The following is a 16,349-nucleotide window of genomic DNA, read 5'->3' as shown; positions in this document are numbered from 1 at the left end:
TCAGGCTGGCGCGAGCAGTTCAAATCGGACATCAGGCCCCGCCCGGTCCTCCCCCCGCCGGGCGGGGCATTTTTACGCTCCGTTCCGGGGCGCGCGAAGCGCGAGCTTGGAATCCATCGTGCCGCGCGTGATGAGGAAAAATGGATTCCGGGTTCGCGCCGAGTGGCGCGCCCCGGAACGACGGTTGTGCTTGTTGCGCTACCGCGCCTCAATCCTGGATCTTCGAGAAATCCGCCACCGCACGCGTGGCGCTGCGGATCTCGTTCAGAAGCTTCAGGCGGTTCTCGCGCACCTTCGCATCGTCGTCGTTGACGCGAACCTTGTCGAAGAATGCATCGACCGGCGAACGCAGCTTCGCCATCGCGCTCATGGCGGCGGCAAAGTCTTCCTTGGCGACGGCAGCGCTGGCGTCCGCTGTTACCTCGTCAATCGCCTTCGCCAGCGCCTTTTCTTCGTCGAGACCGTAGAGCGCAGGATCAGGCGCACCGTCGAACGTGCGCTTGTCCTTCTTTTCCTCGATGCCGAGGATATTGCTGGCGCGCTTGATGCCGGCCAGCAGGTTCTTGCCGTCATCGCTCTCGAGGAACTTGCCGAGCGCTTCGACGCGGCGGACGATCATCAGGAGATCGTCCTGGCCGCCGAGCGAAAACACGGCATCGACGAGATCGTGCCGCGCGCCTTGCTCGCGAAGCTGCACCTTGAGACGATCGGCGAAGAAGGCGAGCAGGTCGCTCGGAAGCTTCTGGGCGTCGGCCGACTTTGCTGACAAGTCAGCGAGTGCGGACGCCGCCACCTTCACGAGCGACAGACGCAACGCGTTCTCGGCAATCAGCCGGATTACGCCGAGTGCCGCGCGCCGCAGCGCATAGGGGTCCTTGCTGCCCGTCGGCTTCTCATCGATTGCCCAGAAGCCAACCAATGTATCGAGCTTGTCGGCGAGCGCCACCGCAACGCTGACCGGATCAGTCGGCACGCGATCGGCGGGGCCTTGCGGCTTGTAGTGCTCCTCGCAGGCGGCAGCGACGGAGGCATCCTCTCCCTGCGCGAGCGCATAATACTTGCCCATCAGGCCCTGCACCTCAGGGAATTCGCCGACGACTTCGGTCAGCAGATCCGCCTTCGCCAGATGCGCTGCACGCGTCGTCTTGGCGACATCGGCGCCGACCAGCGGAGCGATCTCCGCAGCAAGGCGCTCGATGCGTTTGATGCGTTCCGCCTGGGTGCCGAGCTTCTCGTGGAACACGATCTGATCGAACTTCGGCAACCGATCCTCGAGCTTGGTCTTCAGGTCCGTCTCGTAGAAGAACTTCGCATCGCTCAAACGCGCGCGGATCACGCGCTCGTTGCCGGCGATGATGGTCTTGCCGCCGTCGGTGGCCTCGATGTTGGCGACCAGGATGAACTTGTTGGCGAGCTTGCCCGTCTTGGGGTCGCGCACCACGAAGCACTTCTGGTTGTTGCGAATGGTGGCGCGGATCACTTCCGCTGGCGTCGCCAGGAATTCTTCTTCGAACGAGCCCATCAGCACGACCGGCCATTCGACGAGGCCTGCGACCTCGTCGAGCAGGTTCTGGTCCTCGACGAGTTCAAAGCCCTGCGCGAAGGCCAACTGCTTGGCGTCGGTGAGGATCGCGTCCTTGCGGCGCTCGGGGTCGAGCACGACCTTGGCGTCGAGCAGTTTTGCTTCGTAGTCCTCGAAGCGGCGCACAGAGATCGGCGCCGGCGCAAGAAAGCGATGGCCGTATGTGGTCTGGCCGGCCTCGATGCCATACACCGAGAACTTCACGACGTCGGGCTCTTCGGTCTCGAGCCCGAAGGTCGCGGTGATCGCATGCAGCGGACGCACCCAGTTCAGCGAGCCGGGTTTTCCGGACCGAGCACCCCAGCGCATTGATTTCGGCCAGGGGAAGGTGCGGATGATGACGGGAAGAATCTCCGCGAGCACCTCGATCGCGTCGCGGCCGGGTTTCTCGATCAAGCCGATGTAGAAATCACCCTTGGGGTCGCGCTGGATCTTGGCTTCGTCCAGCGACTTCAATCCCGTCGCCTTCAGGAAGCCCTGCACGGCCGCATCGGGCGCTCCGACTTTCGGGCCGCGGCGTTCGGTCTTCAGGTCGGGCTGGCGCGCAGGGATTCCGTGCACGGTGAGCGCGAGGCGGCGCGGCGTCGCGAACGCCTTCGCACCCTCGTAGACGAGGCCTTCGGCGACGAGCTTGTCGGTGACCATGCGGCGCAGATCGTCGGCCGCCTTCCCTTGCATGCGCGCGGGAATCTCTTCCGAAAACAATTCAAGCAAAAGATCGGGCATCAGGCCGCTCCGCCCGCTTCAGTATGGATCCAGGCCTCGCCGCAGGCTTTTGCCAATTCGCGCACGCGCAAGATGTAGCTCTGCCGCTCCGTCACGGAGATCACGCCGCGCGCATCCAGCAAATTGAAGACATGGCTCGCCTTGATGCACTGGTCATAGGCCGGCAGCGCCATCAGATGCGCCTCGCGCTTATCGTCCTTCCAGCCTGCGTCGAGATATTTCCGGCAGGCTGTTTCCGCCATCTTGAACTGCTCGAACAGCATCGCGGTGTCGGCCACTTCAAAATTATGCTTCGAGTATTCGCGCTCCGCCTGCAGGAAGACGTCGCCATAGGTAACCTTGGCATCGCCCTCGCGTCCGTTGAAGTTGAGGTCGTAGACGCGATCGACGCCCTGCACATACATCGCGAGCCGCTCGAGCCCGTAGGTCAGCTCGCCCGCGACCGGCGCGCATTCGAAGCCCGCAACCTGCTGGAAATAGGTGAACTGGCTGACCTCCATGCCGTCGCACCAGCATTCCCAGCCCAAACCCCACGCGCCCAGCGTCGGGCTCTCCCAATCGTCCTCGACGAAGCGGATGTCGTGCACGGCGGAATCGATGCCGATCGCGGCGAGCGACTTCAGGTACAACTCCTGAAGGTTCGGCGGCGATGGCTTCATGATCACCTGGAACTGGTAATAGTGCTGCAGCCGGTTCGGGTTCTCGCCGTAACGGCCGTCCTTGGGCCGTCGCGAGGGTTGCACATAGGCTGCGTTCCAGGGCTTTGGCCCGAGCGCGCGCAGGGTGGTCGCCGGATGGAAGGTGCCCGCGCCCATCTCCATGTCGTAGGGCTGCAGGATCACGCAGCCCTGCTCGGCCCAGAACCGCTGGAGCGCGAGGATGAAGCCCTGGAACGAGCGTTCCGGGCGCATATGGGCGGGCAATGAGTCGTCCATCGTCAGATCGGGCTCTCGCGGGGGGTTCTGAATCGCGCGGGACCGTATCGACGGCGGGGATGGGAATCAAGGCGAAGGGGGCGGATTCGGCCGTCATTCCGGGGCGCCCGCAGGGCGAGTCCGGAATCCATTGCGCCGCTTGCTCCGTGGTTCGATGGATTCCGGGTTCTCGCTTCGCGAGCCCCGGAATGACGATTGAGCGGAGGGCTCCTAACCCGGCCGGTAAGCTCCGGTCACGGGGTCACGCTTCAGCGTCTGGATGTCCCCCATGCGGGCGGCTTCGGTGACGCGCGACAAGCGCATCTCCTCCAGCTCCTGGTTGATCCTGACGGCGGTCTTGCAGGCCCAGCGGACCACGGCAAGCCCGCCCAGGACGCCTGCGAAAGCGACGAACGGCGGCATCGGTCGATCCTCGTCTAGTGCTCAGCCCCCACCTGCATTGTTGCGCAGACGGGCCTGCGCCGCAATCGGAGGGTCGAGGGCCAAATGGCGCGGCACGGCGCCGCCTAGAACCCGAATTTCGCCCAAATAGCGCGCGTCTCGACGGCCGAGATCAGCTCATCCGGCAGGCCGGCCATTGATTCCAGGGCCGAAAGCTGCCCCGCGCCGGGCGATTTCCGACCCAGAAGGCCGGAGAGCAGCCCGGTCGGCTGCGCTATCACGGGGGTGAGAACCTTCTCGCCATAGCGGGCACGAAGAGTTGAGCGGAGATCGCCGATGCTGTCGGCGAGCCCCAGCCCGACGGCACTGTCGCCCGCCCAGTACTCGCCCGTGAACAGCGTGTCGTCCTCTCCCTTCAGGCGAGCACCGCGGCTCTCCTTGACCAGCGAAATGAAGATCCGGTGGATCTCACGCTGAATCGCCTTCAGCCTGGCGACGTCGTCAGGGTTTTCGGGAAGGAAGGGGTCGAGCATCGCCTTGTGTTCGCCGGCCGTATAGAGGCGCCGCTCGATGCCGAGCCGCCTGATCGCCTCCTGGAAGCCAAAACTTCCGCCGACCACGCCGATCGAGCCAAGGATCGAGGATGGATCGCAGATGATCTCGTCGCCGGCGCAGGCGATCATGTAGCCGCCGGAGGCCGCGACGTCCTCGACGAACACGAGCACGGGCAGTTTCTTCTCCGCTGCGAGTTGCTTGATGCGCAAGTAGATCTGGCGCGACTGCACCGGCGAGCCGCCGGGAGAATTGATCACCAGCGCCACGGCCTTGGCGTGGCGATAGGAGAACGCGCGCTCGAGCACCCGCGCGACGCCGGCGAGCGTCAAGCCGGGCCGCAGCGGCGTCACCGCACCGATCACGCCTGACAGCCGCACCACCGGCACCACTGCCGTGCCGGGCCGGAAGCGTGCCGGCAGATATTGCATGAGCTTGTCGGCCAGGCCGGAACTCTCTCGATCGTTCAATTGTTCGGCCATGCCGTTACCTCTGATTAACCATTTCTTATCACGCGAGTGTCATTGGAAATGCCCGTAACGTGTTTTGCAGATTTCCGCTTGGGAAGCTGCAATGAGGCAGCGGAGAACACCATGAAAATCTACCTGCTGATGCTGCTGATCGGTGCGCTGTTCATGGCGATCAGGCTGACGACGCCACAAGAGCAACAGCCGGAATCGCTCCCGCGGTAAACCGTCACGGTTCCGCCAGCGGCAACGCCGCTCTCCCCTCCAGAATTTCCGTCACATCGTTCTTGAGCAAGCGCGACCCCTCGTTGAGAAGCAGTCCCGGCAGCAATCGCGTTGGGGCCCGGCCGCCCTTCACCGCGCGCACCAGCACGCGGATCGCCGGCCGCTCCGCTTCGCCGTGAACCGGCAGGATCGAGAGGCTGCCGAAGCCGCGCGACAGCGCCGCGAGAACATCCGCGATTCCATCTGCACGCCAGATCAACGTCAGCACACCATTCGATCGGAGGATGCGCCGCGCTGCATGCACCCACGCGTCCAAGGTATGCTCCGTCGCCACATGCGCGGTGTGACGCGCCCGATCCGGCGAGCCGCGATGCCGGTCCGGATCGTTGAAGGGCGGATTCATCAGCACGACGTCGATGCTGTCGGGCGCCAGCCCGCTTGACGCGAAGACCTTCGGCTCGGCCGTGACGTCGAGCACGATCGTCTCGGCGGCTATCGCATTCGCCTGCGCATTGGCGCGGGCGAGCTCAGCCAGTTCCGGATCAATCTCGACGAGGCTGAGCCTGATCCCGGGGATTCGCCAGGCCAGCGCCAGACCGGCGGCGCCGATGCCGGCGCCGAAATCGACCACGCGGTCCCCCGCCCGCGCGTCGGTCGCCGCTGCAAGCAAGATGGCGTCATGCCCGGCGCGATGGCCGGATCGCATCTGTTGCAGCCGCAATTGCCCGCCGAGAAAGGCGTCCAGGGTGATGTCTGCGGCCTCAATCATCGCCACGCAGTTCGTGGCTGAGGCCGGCTTCGGTGAGCAGCTGCCGGGCCTCCTGGGCGTCGTCCTCATGAACCAGGATCCGCCGCGGCAAAATGCCGAGCGAGCCCTCGATGATGCTCATGTTCTGGTCCAGGACCAGATGATGGATGTTGGCACCGTCGAGCAGCGCACCAATCGCCGATACCAGCACCATGTCGTTGGTCCGAACCAGTTCACGCAAAACGCAGATCTCCTGCCTGAAAGGGGGATGCGGCAAATGTCATGGTTCCAAGGTCTTGCCGCGTCCGCCGCCAGTTTCTATTGTCTTTCCATCAGAATAGCCCTTCCGGGGCAAATATTGGAGACCGGCGTGGCCGTCATCGTACCTTTCGAAACTCCCGGCGCGTCGATCGAAGAGCTGGTTGCCCTTGTCGCCCCTGACATGGAGCGCGTCAACGCCACGATCCTGTCGCGGACCGGCTCCGAGGTGACCATGATCCCGGAGGTCGCCAACCATCTGATCTCCTCCGGGGGCAAGCGGCTGCGGCCGATGCTGACACTCGCGATGGCCAACCTCGCCGGCTACACCGGCGACGGTCATATCAAGCTCGCCGCCTCCGTCGAGTTCATGCATACCGCGACCCTGCTCCACGACGACGTCGTGGACGAGAGCGAGATGCGGCGCGGCAAGCTGTCGGCACGGATGCTCTGGGGCAACGAGGCCAGCGTGCTGGTCGGCGACTTCCTGCTCGGGCAGGCCTTCCGCATGATGGTCGAGGTGGGCTCGCTCCGCGCGCTCGACATCCTCTCCGCGGCAGCCGCGACCATCGCCGAAGGCGAGGTGATGCAGCTCGCCGCCGCCAAGAATACAGCGACCACCGAGGACGAATATCTCGCCGTGATCCGCGGCAAGACCGCAGAATTGTTCGCCGCCGCCTGCGAGGTCGGGCCCGTCATCGCCAATCGCCCGAAGGCGGAGCAGACCGCCTGCCGCTCGGTCGGCATGAATCTCGGCATCGCCTTCCAGCTCGTCGACGACGTGCTCGACTATGGCGGCAAGAGCGCCAAGCTCGGCAAGAACACCGGCGACGATTTCCGCGAGGGCAAGATCACCCTGCCGGTCGTGCTCGCCTTCCGCCGCGGCAACGACACCGAGCGCTCCTTCTGGATCCGCGCGCTGGAGCGCGGCGAGATCGGCGACGGCGATCTCGACCACGCCATCGGATTGATGAACAAGCACCGTGCGCTCGAGGACACAATCAGCCGCGCCCACCACTACGGCGCGATGGCGGTGGACGCATTGGCGCTGTTCCCATCATCGCCGATGAAGAGCGCGCTGGAGCAGGTGGTGGCGTTCTGTCTGGCACGGTCGCATTAGGACTGTGCCTGCAGCTTACCAGGCCGGGACGGCACTCCTGAGATAGCGCCGACACTGCATCAACACCGCTCACTTTTGTGTCCCGGACGCGCTGCAGCGTGAAACGCTGCTGCGCAGAGCCGGGACCCACGCGACATCCGCAATCATCTGCGACATGGCCCCGGCTCTGCAGCGCACCGCCAAGAGGCGCTGCGCTGCGTCCGGGGCACGAGAGCAAGTTTGTCGAGGCCAGCTCAAACGGCCCATTCCCCTCGCATTACGGTTGGCAGCCTGGTTACTTGCATTTTGCAAGTTACTGCCCTAGCTTCCCGGCATGCAGCCAAAATCCTCGTCTATCCAGGAGTGCCCCGTCCGTCGCGCCGTTGAAACGGTGGGCGAATGGTGGAGCATCCTGATCCTGCGCGATGCGTTTCAGGGCGCGACGAAATTCGACGAGTTCTCCCAAAGCCTCGGCATCGCGCCGAACATCCTGTCGAGGCGTCTTGCCCATCTCACAGCGAGCGGCATGTTCGTCCGGCGCCGCTATCACGAGCGCCCGCCGCGCTACGAATATGTGCTGACGGACAGGGCGCGGGATTTCTTTCCGGTGATCGTCGCGCTGCTCGCCTGGGGCAACAAACATCTCGCGCCGAAAGGCGAGTCCATCCTGCTGGCGAACCGGAGCGACGTTCGCCCGCTCGATCCGGTCGTGGTCGATGCTGCAGACATGCGCCCGATCACGCTCGCCAATGCGGTCGTCATCGCGGGGCCGCGCGCCAGCCGCGGGATGCGCGCGCGGCTCGCTTCGCTCAAAGCCATGAACCCGGCCATTGCGCCGGCTGGAGACTGACATGCGTCGCATCGTCGTGACGGGAATGGGCGCGGTGTCGCCGCTCGGCTGCGGTGTCGAACTGTCCTGGCGGCGGCTGCTAGCCGGCCAAAGCGGGCTGCGGCCCCTGCCCGAATGGGCCGAGGCGCTGCCGGCACGCATCGCCGGCCTCGTACCCGACAAGGCCGATGATGCCGAAGGCGGATTCGACCCGGCGCAGGCCGCGGCGCCGAAGGACCAGCGCAAGATGGACCGCTTCATCCTGTTTGCACTGCTCGCCACCGCAGAAGCCGTCACGCAAGCCAGATGGATGCCGCAGGACTCAAGCGCGCTGGAGCGCACCGCGACGATCATCGCCTCCGGCATCGGCGGCTTTCCGGCTATGGCGGAAGCGGTGCGCATCACAGAGCAGCGCGGGGCGCGCCGGCTCTCGCCGTTCACGATCCCTTCGTTCCTCGCCAATCTCGCCGCCGGCCAGGTCTCGATCAAATACGGCTACAAAGGTGCACTGGGCACGCCGGTCACGGCCTGCGCCGCCGGCGTGCAGGCGATCGGCGATGCCGCACGCATGATCCGCGCAGGCGAAGCCGATGTCGCGATCTGCGGCGGCGCGGAGGCCTGCATCGACATCGTCAGCCTCGGCGGCTTCGCAGCGGCACGCGCGCTGTCGAGCGGGTTCAACGACGAGCCCACGCGCGCCTCGCGCCCGTTCGATCGCGACCGCGACGGGTTCGTGATGGGCGAAGGCGCCGGCATGCTGGTGATCGAAGCGCTGGAGCATGCGCTGGCGCGCGGCGCCTCGCCAATCGCAGAGATCGTCGGATACGGCACGACGGCGGATGCCTATCACATGACGTCGGGACCGCCCGATGGCGACGGTGCGCGCCGCGCCATGGAGATCGCGCTCCGGCAGGCGAAGCTTGCGCCTGCGGATGTGCAGCACCTCAACGCGCACGCGACGTCGACGCCGGCCGGCGACGAGAGCGAGCTCGGCGCGATCGCCGCGCTGTTCGGCCGTAACCGCGGCATTGCCGTGAGCGCGACCAAATCGGCCACCGGGCACCTGCTCGGCGCAGCCGGAGGCCTGGAGGCGATCTTCACCGTGCTTGCCTTGCGCGACCAGATCGCGCCGCCGACGCTCAATCTCGAGAATCCGGATCCCGGCGCTGACGGCATCGACATCGTTGCCGGCGCAGCGAGAGCGATGCCAGTGCAGAACGCCATCTCGAACGGATTTGGCTTCGGCGGGGTGAACGCCAGCGTGATCTTCCGCCGGATCGGCTGAGCGAAGAAGGCTTGCAATCGCCGGTCGCTCCGCTACGAAAACAGGATGATCATTGAAACGAATTTCTGGCTATTCCTCGCCGCAGCTTGTCTGATCGCCGCAGTTCCGGGCCCCGGCATTTTCTACGTGGCGGCACGGACCCTGTCGGAGGGACGCGCCAGCGGCGTCGCATCGACCGCAGGTACGGCGCTGGGCGGGTTGGTTCACGTGGTCGCGGGCAGCCTCGGCATCTCCGCGATCATCCTGGCCAGCGCCGAGCTGTTTGCCGCCGTGAAATTCGTCGGCGCGCTCTATCTGGTCTGGCTTGGCATCAAGACGTTTCGCAACGCCGGCCGCGCGCTGTCGCTCGAAAGCGAGGCAATCGGCGACAAGCGTGCATTCCGTGACGGCGTGCTGGTCGAGGCGCTGAACCCGAAGACCGCGGCATTCTTCCTCGCCTTCATTCCGCAGTTCCTGGATCCCTCGGGATCGAACCCCACGCTGCAATTCATCATGCTCGGTTCGATCTCGGTCGCGCTGAACACGCTCGCGGATGTGGTGGTGGTGCTGATGGCCTCCGCAACACGCACGCAGCTGATCGGAAGACCGCACTTGATGCGGCGCCTCACCCAGGGCTCGGGCGCCTTCATCGCCGGCCTCGGCCTCTCGCTTGCGCTGGCGCGGCGGCCGGCAAATGGCTAGTGCCCCGCAAAGCCGTTTCCACGAATCGCAAGGCCTGCGGCTGCATTACGCCGACTGGGGCAATGAGGCCGCGCCTCCTCTCATCCTGGTCCATGGCGGCCGCGATCATTGCCGAAGCTGGGATCACATCGCCCGATCGTTGCAGCCGCATTTTCACGTGCTCGCACCCGACCTGCGCGGTCACGGCGATTCCGACTGGACCCGAGGCGGAAGCTACGCGCTGACGGAATATGTCTACGATCTCACCCGCCTCGTTCGCACCATTGCAGCGCCTCGGGTCACTCTCATCGGCCATTCGATGGGTGGCATGGTGAGCCTGATCTTTTCGGGCTCATTCCCCGAGCAGGTCGAAAAGCTTGTCGTTCTCGACGGCGTGACCATGTTGCCGGATACGCCAAAGCCGCCAGTCCATGAGCGCATCGGCAAATGGGTCGGCCAGCTCGACAAGCTGCACGACCGCACGCCGCGCCGCTATGCGACCCTCGAGGAGGCCGCCGCGCAGATGGTGCTTCACAACAAGCGGCTGTCCCGCGAGCTCGCGATGCATCTCGCCACCCACGGCGCGCGCCAGAACGAGGACGGCACCTACAGCTGGAAATTCGATCCCTACCAGCGTGCCTCTGCGCCGCACCGGCTCTGGCCGGACGATCACATCGAGCTCTGGTCGCGCATCGCCTGTCCGACGCTGCTGCTGAATGCGGGAGAGAGTTTTCTGGCCGGCGCCAGGGCAGCTGGCCTGGAGCGGTACTTCCCGCAGGCGCGCATCGAGACCATCGCGGGCGCGGGACACTGGCTGCAGCAAGACAAGCCGGAGGAGGTATTGAACAGTATCCGGCAGTTTCTCGGGCTTGACGAGGATGGCGCGGTATAGTCCCGATCCGTAGCCCGCATGAGCGCAGCGACATGCGGGACGCCGGAGGAATCCCGGATGTCGCTTCGCTCGTCCGGGCTACTCAGGGTCGTCGGAGAAGGATCTAGCTCAGCGTCCCCGCATGCACCCACCAGCCGGGGTGATCGCGCCGAATCTTTTCGGCGGCGGCATGGGCTTCAACAGGCGCACCATAGATCGCAAAGCATGTCGCACCCGACCCCGACATACGCGCGAGCTTGACGCCGGCGGATTCGCGCAAGGCTTCCAGGACCTCGCCGATGACAGGCTCGATGCGCATCGCAGGCGCTTCGAGGTCGTTGCCCACCGTCTCGAGAACCTCGACCCAATCGGCGATCGAGGCGCCCTCCTCCGGCCAGGCCGGTGCGCGGATGACGTCGGTGACGCCGACCAGAAGCTCGCCGTTGCGCAGGCCCAGCGCCTGGAACACGTCCTTGGTCGCGACCGGCACGCGCGGATTGACCATGACGCACGGCATGCTCGGCAGCGCGAGCGGCAACAGCTGCTCGCCGACCCCGGTCATGTCGCAGGCGCGCGAGACGAGACACACCGGCACGTCCGCGCCGGTCGCGAGCGCGACCTTCTGCAAGCGGGGATCATCGAGCGATAGATCGTTGAGACGCGCCAGGAGCCGCAGCGCCGCCGCGGCATCGGCCGAGCCGCCGCCGATACCGGCGGCAACCGGCAGCACCTTGTCGAGCGCGAAGGCACCGAGCTTCAGGTTCGGGACCTCCTCCGCCAGAAGCCTGGCGGCCTTGAGCACGAGATTATCGGCGGTATCGCCGCAAGCCGCCGCCAGCGGTCCGGTGGTGGTGAGCTTCAGCTGTGCGCCCGGCTCCAGTGTGAGCCGGTCGGCGCAGTCGGCGAACGCAACCACGCTTTCTAGATCATGATAGCCGTCGGCCCGACGGCCGACGACGCGAAGGCTCAAATTGACCTTCGCCCGCCCCTCTTCAATCAACGCCGGCATCGGCGACACGCCCCCAAACTTCACCCGGTCTAGCCGCCCTTGCCGTCGTCCTTCTTCTTCTCGGCCTGCGCCGCGGAAGAATTCGAATTGTCGTCGACGAGACCATTGGCGATCTTGGCCTCGATCTTCGGCAATTCTTCCGGCTCGGGCTTGAGATCGCGCGCATGCGACCACTGGAATTTCGCTTCCAGCGTGCGGCCGACGCGCCAATAGGCGTCGCCGAGATGGTCGTTGATGGTGGGATCCTCGGGCTTGAGATCGATCGCGCGCTCGAGGTGCTTCACCGCCTCTTCGTAGTTGCCGATGCGGTAGTAGGCCCAGCCGAGGGAATCGACGATGTAGCCGTCGTCGGGACGCTGCTCGACGGCGCGCTTGATCATCTTCATGCCTTCGTCGAGATTCACGCCCTGGTCGATCCAGGAATAACCGAGATAGTTGAGGACGTGAGGCTGGTCGGGCTGGAGCTCCAGCGCCTTCTTCATGTCGGCCTCGGCCTTGGACCACTGCTTCGAGCGCTCCTCGCAGATGCCGCGATAATAGTACCAGACGCTGTTGGCCTTGTCGTTGCCGGCCGGCAGCACCTCGACACCTTGCGAATAGGTCGCGCCGCAGTCGCCGAACCTCTTGCGGCCGCGCTCGATGTTGCCGAGCGCCATGATGGCTTCGAGATCCTTGGGATCTTCCGCCGTGACGCCCTTGAGGATCTTGATCGCCTCGTCGGTGCGGTCGGCGGAATCGAGGTCGATGGCGAGCTGGATCTGTGCATTGCGCTTGAGCGGCGAGGTCGCCGGCACGCGCTCATAGACCTTGATCGCCATCTTCGGCCGCTTCACCGATTCATAGAGGTCGGCGAGCGAGAGCAGTGCCAGCGGATGGCTCGGCTGCAGATAGAGTGCGAGCTGGAGGTAGACCAGCGCCAGATCCTCACCGCCGCGGCGGGTCAGCGTGGCACCGATGCCGTAGAGAGCCTCGGCGGCGCCGGCCTGCGCGGAATCGACCAGCGGCGGCATCTTCTTGCCGGCCTTGGTCTCGCGCAGGCCTTCCTGGATCAGCGGATGGCGCGCGAGCTTCTTGTCGAAGGCCTGGTAGACCGTGATTGCGGCGGCCGAATCCTTGTTGCGCGACAGCCAGCGCGCGTAGGCTTCGGTGACGCGCAGCATGGAATCGTCGAGCTTGTAGGCGCGCTCGAAGCGGGTGCCGGCGTCCTTCTCCTTGCCGGCGAGCTCCAGGATCATACCGGTGTGAAGGTCCTTGAACAGCGGATACCATTCCGGACCTGCCAGCTTGTCGATGGTGGCGACGCCGCCCTTGGAATCGCCGGCACCATAGGCGGCCCACCCCGACAGCAGCGTGGCGACGAGATCGGTGATCGGGCCGCGGATCGACTGGTTGATGTTGGTCTGGGCGGCCGCGTACTTCTTCAGCTTGAGATCGTGCACGCCGACGACGAGACGCGCGACGCGGTTGGTCTTGTCGATGGTCAGGATACGCTCGGCGAGCTTGACCGCCTCGTCGATGTCGCCGTCGGCGACCGACGAGATGAAGGCACGGTCGAGCAGCTCGTTGTTCTTGGGATCGGTGCGGAGCGCCGAACGGTAGAATGCGGCGGCGGACGAAGCGTCACGCTCGACACTGGCGTGGCGGGCGGCGAGGTAGCTGCCGGCACCGGTGAGCGACTTCAGATCGTTTCGGGTCGGAAACTGCGCCGCCGTGTTCTCCGGGTGGTCCGGCGTCTGCGCCAGGACCTTGCCGGGGACCGTCGCGATCGCTGTGCTCACGAGGGCGATGGCGGCAACTGTCCAGCGGTTGAAACGATTTGAAAACATCAGGGCTCGCCTTGAGTTGGTAGTGCCTGGGTTTGCAGCGGAAGGCCGTATCGCATGCGAACGCGGCCGGTGGCATCGGGACCCGGAACCGTCTGGCCGACAATGCCGCTTTTGGCGCTTCGCCGCAAGGATTCGGACCGGGCGATCCCGCCGCACGCCCCGAAATCGGCCAAATCAATCCGACAGGAACGCCCCAAGACGCCGCTACTATGGCCTTATCGTGGCCGCGGCGGCTGGCCGCAGCCGGATCCTCACGCGAACGTGCGCCAAATCGCAGGCGTGACCCGGCCTTACATGGCCTCGTAGTTGGGACCGCCGCCGCCCTCGGGGGGAACCCACGTGATGTTTCCGTTGGGGTCCTTCACGTCGCAGGTTTTGCAGTGGACGCAGTTCTGCGCGTTGATCTGGAAGCGCGGGCCAGACCCCTCCTCAATCCACTCATAGACTCCAGCCGGGCAATAGCGGTTCGAGGGACCGGCGTACACGTCGTGCTCCGACGTCTTCTGGAGGTTCATGTCGGTCACCTTCAGATGGATCGGCTGATCCTCCTCGTGATTGGTGTTGGACAGGAACACCGAGGATAGCTTGTCGAACGAGATCTTGCCGTCCGGCTTCGGGTAGTTCTTGGGCGCGTGCTGCCTGGCTGGATCGAGCGTGGCACGATCATGCTTGAGATGGGATTGAGTGCCGAACAGCGACGCGCCGAACAGCGTGTTGCACCACATGTCGAAGCCACCCAGCGCGACGCCGAGCACCGTCCCGAACTTCGACCACAACGGCTTGACGTTGCGGACCAGGAACAGATCCTTGCCGACCGACGAGGACCGCCAGGCGTCCTCGTACCCGACGAGTTCGTCATTGCTGCGATCGGCGGCAAGCGCGGCCGCGACATGCTCGGCCGCGAGCATGCCGGTGCCCATCGCATTATGGACGCCCTTGATGCGCGGCACGTTGACGAAGCCGGCGGCACAGCCGATCAGCGCGCCGCCGGGGAAGCTGAGCCTCGGCACCGACTGATAGCCGCCCTCGGTGATGGCGCGCGCGCCGTAAGCGAGCCGCTTGGCGCCCTCGAAAGTGCCGCGGATCGAGGGATGGGTCTTGAAGCGCTGGAATTCGTCGAAGGGCGAGAGGTAGGGATCGTCGTAGTTGAGATGCACGACGAAGCCGACGGCGACGAGATTGTCGTCGTAGTGATAGAGGAACGAGCCGCCGCCGGTCTTCATATCGAGCGGCCAGCCGAATGAATGCTGGATCAAGCCCTTCTGGTGCTTGGCGGGATCGATCTGCCAGACTTCCTTGAGGCCGATGCCGAATTTCGGCGGCTCGCTCTTGGCATCCAGCGCGAATTTGTTGATGAGCTGCTTGGTCAGGCTGCCGCGGGCGCCTTCGGCGAACAGCGTGTACTTGCCGAGCAATTCCATGCCGCGAGTGAAGGAGTCCTTCGGCTTGCCGTCGCGGCCGACGCCCATGTCGCCGGTCGCGATGCCCTTGACCCTGCCGTCCTCGTCATAGAGCACCTCCGCGGCGGCGAAGCCCGGATAGATCTCGACCCCGAGCGCCTCGGCCTTGCGCGCCAGCCAGCGACAGACATTGCCGAGCGAACCGATGTAGCAATGGTGGTTGTGCATCAGCGGCGGCATGATGAAGTTCGGCAGCTTGATCGCCCCGGCGCCGGTCATCCAGAAGAAGCGGTCGTCCTTCACCTGCGTCTTCAGCGGACAATCGGAATCCTCGCGCCAATCCGGAATGAGCTTGTCGAGCCCGGCCGGATCGATGACGGCGCCGGAGAGAATGTGCGCGCCGACCTCGGAGCCCTTCTCCACCACGACCACGTTGAGATCGGCGTTGACCTGCTTCAGCCGGATCGCCGCGGCGAGGCCCGAGGGGCCGGCGCCGACGATGACGACGTCGAATTCCATGGATTCGCGCGGGGGAAGTTCTTCGGTGCTCATCTGATCTCAGCCCTCGAGACGGTCCTTCATCGTTTGCGCCCCCTTGTTTCCGATTTTTCCGGGTAGGACAACCACGGAAATGCATTCCGCTGGGATGCAAGGCCGCCCAAGGTGGTATAAAAGTCAGACTTTCCCATGATCCCTGAACCCGCGCCCACCGTCCGAGAGCTTCTCGCCTTCTATCTGGAGGCCGGTGTCGACTGCGCGCTCGCGGAGGAACCGATCGACCGCCTGGCGGAATTGGATGCCCCGCCGCCGGCCCCTCGCGCGACACCTCCGATCGAAACGCCACGGCCGCCGGCCGCACCCGCGGTGTTGCGGGGCGAGAGCGCGCCGGCGCCGGACGTCGCGATCGCGTCCGCACGCGAGGCCGCGCGCAGCGCGCCGACGCTGGAATCGCTACGCGAGCTGATGCAGGGCTTTGAGGGCTGCGCGCTGAAGCACACCGCGACACGGCTGGTGTTCGCCGACGGCAATCCGCAGGCGCGGATTATGTTCGTCGGCGAGGCGCCGGGCCGCGACGAGGACATCGAGGGGCTGCCTTTCGTCGGGCGAAGCGGCAAGCTGCTCGACCTCATGATCGGCGCCATCGGCCTCGACCGCACCACCGCCTATATCGCCAACGTCATTCCCTGGCGGCCGCCCGGCAACCGCACGCCGACGCCGCAGGAGACCCAAATCTGCCTGCCCTTCATCCAGCGCCATATCGAGCTCGTGAATCCAGACGTGCTGGTGACACTCGGCAATCCCTCGACGCAGACTTTGCTTGGAACACGCGAGGGCATCATGCGCACCCGCGGACGCTGGTTCGATTACGAGACGGGTGGGCGCACCATCCGCGCGCTGCCGACGTTTCACCCGGCCTATCTGCTCCGCTCACCATCCTACAAGCGATTGGCCTGGCAGGATCTGCGGTCGATCGCGAAGGTGTTGGCGGGTTGATG

15 protein-coding genes are annotated in these 16,349 nt (G+C 65.3%); 6 read left to right on the top strand and 9 right to left on the bottom strand.

Features of this window, described 5'->3' with window-relative positions; translation table 11 throughout:
* Nucleotides 1-208: 208 nt before the first annotated feature.
* From glyS to ACYCVF_RS10055, 6 genes are all read right to left on the bottom strand, one after another.
* Complete coding sequence (gene glyS, locus ACYCVF_RS10080; protein WP_459602138.1) at nucleotides 209-2,308, bottom strand: glycine--tRNA ligase subunit beta; 2,100 nt, start codon at nucleotides 2,306-2,308, stop codon at nucleotides 209-211.
* Complete coding sequence (locus tag ACYCVF_RS10075) at nucleotides 2,308-3,243, bottom strand: glycine--tRNA ligase subunit alpha (RefSeq protein WP_459602136.1); 936 nt, start codon at nucleotides 3,241-3,243, stop codon at nucleotides 2,308-2,310. The genes glyS and ACYCVF_RS10075 overlap by 1 nt, the downstream gene beginning before the upstream one ends.
* A gap of 210 nt (nucleotides 3,244-3,453) precedes the next feature.
* The gene (locus ACYCVF_RS10070; RefSeq protein ID WP_061029212.1) at nucleotides 3,454-3,645 is read right to left on the bottom strand and encodes a hypothetical protein; all 192 of its coding nucleotides are present in this window, start codon (nucleotides 3,643-3,645) and stop codon (nucleotides 3,454-3,456) included.
* 104 nt (nucleotides 3,646-3,749) lie between these two features.
* Nucleotides 3,750-4,658, bottom strand: coding sequence for a S49 family peptidase (locus ACYCVF_RS10065; protein WP_459602134.1), 909 nt, complete (start codon nucleotides 4,656-4,658; stop codon nucleotides 3,750-3,752).
* A gap of 214 nt (nucleotides 4,659-4,872) precedes the next feature.
* Nucleotides 4,873-5,637, bottom strand: a complete 765-nt coding sequence (locus ACYCVF_RS10060) for a tRNA1(Val) (adenine(37)-N6)-methyltransferase (protein WP_459602741.1) — start codon at nucleotides 5,635-5,637, stop codon at nucleotides 4,873-4,875.
* Nucleotides 5,630-5,857 carry a putative signal transducing protein gene (locus tag ACYCVF_RS10055; protein ID WP_011085319.1) on the bottom strand — a complete coding sequence of 76 codons (228 nt, stop codon included), beginning with the start codon at nucleotides 5,855-5,857 and terminating at the stop codon, nucleotides 5,630-5,632. The genes ACYCVF_RS10060 and ACYCVF_RS10055 overlap by 8 nt, the downstream gene beginning before the upstream one ends.
* Before the next feature lie 129 nt (nucleotides 5,858-5,986).
* On the opposite strand from ACYCVF_RS10055, the gene ACYCVF_RS10050 reads away from it, so the two are divergent.
* The 5 genes from ACYCVF_RS10050 to ACYCVF_RS10030 all read left to right on the top strand — a co-directional run bounded on the left by ACYCVF_RS10050 (nucleotide 5,987) and on the right by ACYCVF_RS10030 (nucleotide 10,639).
* Entirely contained in the window at nucleotides 5,987-6,994 is a 1,008-nt protein-coding gene (locus ACYCVF_RS10050; RefSeq protein ID WP_459602132.1) for a polyprenyl synthetase family protein, read from the top strand.
* A gap of 313 nt (nucleotides 6,995-7,307) precedes the next feature.
* The gene (locus tag ACYCVF_RS10045; RefSeq protein ID WP_459602130.1) at nucleotides 7,308-7,823 is read left to right on the top strand and encodes a winged helix-turn-helix transcriptional regulator; all 516 of its coding nucleotides are present in this window, start codon (nucleotides 7,308-7,310) and stop codon (nucleotides 7,821-7,823) included.
* A 1-nt stretch (nucleotide 7,824) separates the two neighbouring features.
* Nucleotides 7,825-9,087, top strand: a complete 1,263-nt coding sequence (gene fabF / locus ACYCVF_RS10040; protein ID WP_459602128.1) for a beta-ketoacyl-ACP synthase II — start codon at nucleotides 7,825-7,827, stop codon at nucleotides 9,085-9,087.
* A gap of 48 nt (nucleotides 9,088-9,135) precedes the next feature.
* Entirely contained in the window at nucleotides 9,136-9,768 is a 633-nt protein-coding gene (locus ACYCVF_RS10035) for a LysE family translocator (RefSeq protein WP_459602739.1), read from the top strand.
* Nucleotides 9,761-10,639: an alpha/beta fold hydrolase gene (locus tag ACYCVF_RS10030; protein ID WP_459602126.1), complete on the top strand. Its 879-nt coding sequence runs from the start codon at nucleotides 9,761-9,763 to the stop codon at nucleotides 10,637-10,639. The genes ACYCVF_RS10035 and ACYCVF_RS10030 overlap by 8 nt, the downstream gene beginning before the upstream one ends.
* 103 nt (nucleotides 10,640-10,742) lie before the next feature.
* Here the strand turns inward: ACYCVF_RS10030 and ACYCVF_RS10025 are convergent, their stop codons facing one another.
* The 3 genes from ACYCVF_RS10025 to ACYCVF_RS10015 form a co-directional block, all read right to left on the bottom strand.
* Nucleotides 10,743-11,627 (bottom strand): 4-(cytidine 5'-diphospho)-2-C-methyl-D-erythritol kinase, encoded by an 885-nt coding sequence (locus ACYCVF_RS10025; protein WP_459602124.1) that lies wholly within the window; start codon nucleotides 11,625-11,627, stop codon nucleotides 10,743-10,745.
* 29 nt (nucleotides 11,628-11,656) lie between these two features.
* Nucleotides 11,657-13,453 (bottom strand): tetratricopeptide repeat protein, encoded by a 1,797-nt coding sequence (locus tag ACYCVF_RS10020; RefSeq protein WP_459602122.1) that lies wholly within the window; start codon nucleotides 13,451-13,453, stop codon nucleotides 11,657-11,659.
* Nucleotides 13,454-13,743: 290 nt separating this feature from the next.
* Complete coding sequence (locus tag ACYCVF_RS10015; RefSeq protein ID WP_459602120.1) at nucleotides 13,744-15,405, bottom strand: electron transfer flavoprotein-ubiquinone oxidoreductase; 1,662 nt, start codon at nucleotides 15,403-15,405, stop codon at nucleotides 13,744-13,746.
* A gap of 135 nt (nucleotides 15,406-15,540) precedes the next feature.
* On the opposite strand from ACYCVF_RS10015, the gene ACYCVF_RS10010 reads away from it, so the two are divergent.
* Nucleotides 15,541-16,347 (top strand): uracil-DNA glycosylase, encoded by an 807-nt coding sequence (locus ACYCVF_RS10010; RefSeq protein WP_459602118.1) that lies wholly within the window; start codon nucleotides 15,541-15,543, stop codon nucleotides 16,345-16,347.
* The last annotated feature ends 2 nt before the right edge of the window (nucleotides 16,348-16,349 follow it).

The sequence above is a fragment of the Bradyrhizobium cedriense genome (genome assembly GCF_054602315.1).
This window is presented reverse-complemented; position numbering and strand designations above follow the sequence as displayed.

Coding starts and splice junctions, on each gene's coding strand:
- ACYCVF_RS10045 (WP_459602130.1), top strand. CDS start 7,308: ATGCAGCCAAAATCCTCGTCTATCCAGGAGTGCCCCGTCCGTCGCGCC.
- ACYCVF_RS10060 (WP_459602741.1), bottom strand. CDS start 5,637: ATGATTGAGGCCGCAGACATCACCCTGGACGCCTTTCTCGGCGGGCAA.
- ACYCVF_RS10065 (WP_459602134.1), bottom strand. CDS start 4,658: ATGGCCGAACAATTGAACGATCGAGAGAGTTCCGGCCTGGCCGACAAG.
- ACYCVF_RS10010 (WP_459602118.1), top strand. CDS start 15,541: ATGATCCCTGAACCCGCGCCCACCGTCCGAGAGCTTCTCGCCTTCTAT.
- ACYCVF_RS10075 (WP_459602136.1), bottom strand. CDS start 3,243: ATGGACGACTCATTGCCCGCCCATATGCGCCCGGAACGCTCGTTCCAG.
- glyS (WP_459602138.1), bottom strand. CDS start 2,308: ATGCCCGATCTTTTGCTTGAATTGTTTTCGGAAGAGATTCCCGCGCGC.
- ACYCVF_RS10030 (WP_459602126.1), top strand. CDS start 9,761: ATGGCTAGTGCCCCGCAAAGCCGTTTCCACGAATCGCAAGGCCTGCGG.
- ACYCVF_RS10025 (WP_459602124.1), bottom strand. CDS start 11,627: ATGCCGGCGTTGATTGAAGAGGGGCGGGCGAAGGTCAATTTGAGCCTT.
- ACYCVF_RS10020 (WP_459602122.1), bottom strand. CDS start 13,453: ATGTTTTCAAATCGTTTCAACCGCTGGACAGTTGCCGCCATCGCCCTC.
- fabF (WP_459602128.1), top strand. CDS start 7,825: ATGCGTCGCATCGTCGTGACGGGAATGGGCGCGGTGTCGCCGCTCGGC.
- ACYCVF_RS10015 (WP_459602120.1), bottom strand. CDS start 15,405: ATGAGCACCGAAGAACTTCCCCCGCGCGAATCCATGGAATTCGACGTC.
- ACYCVF_RS10070 (WP_061029212.1), bottom strand. CDS start 3,645: ATGCCGCCGTTCGTCGCTTTCGCAGGCGTCCTGGGCGGGCTTGCCGTG.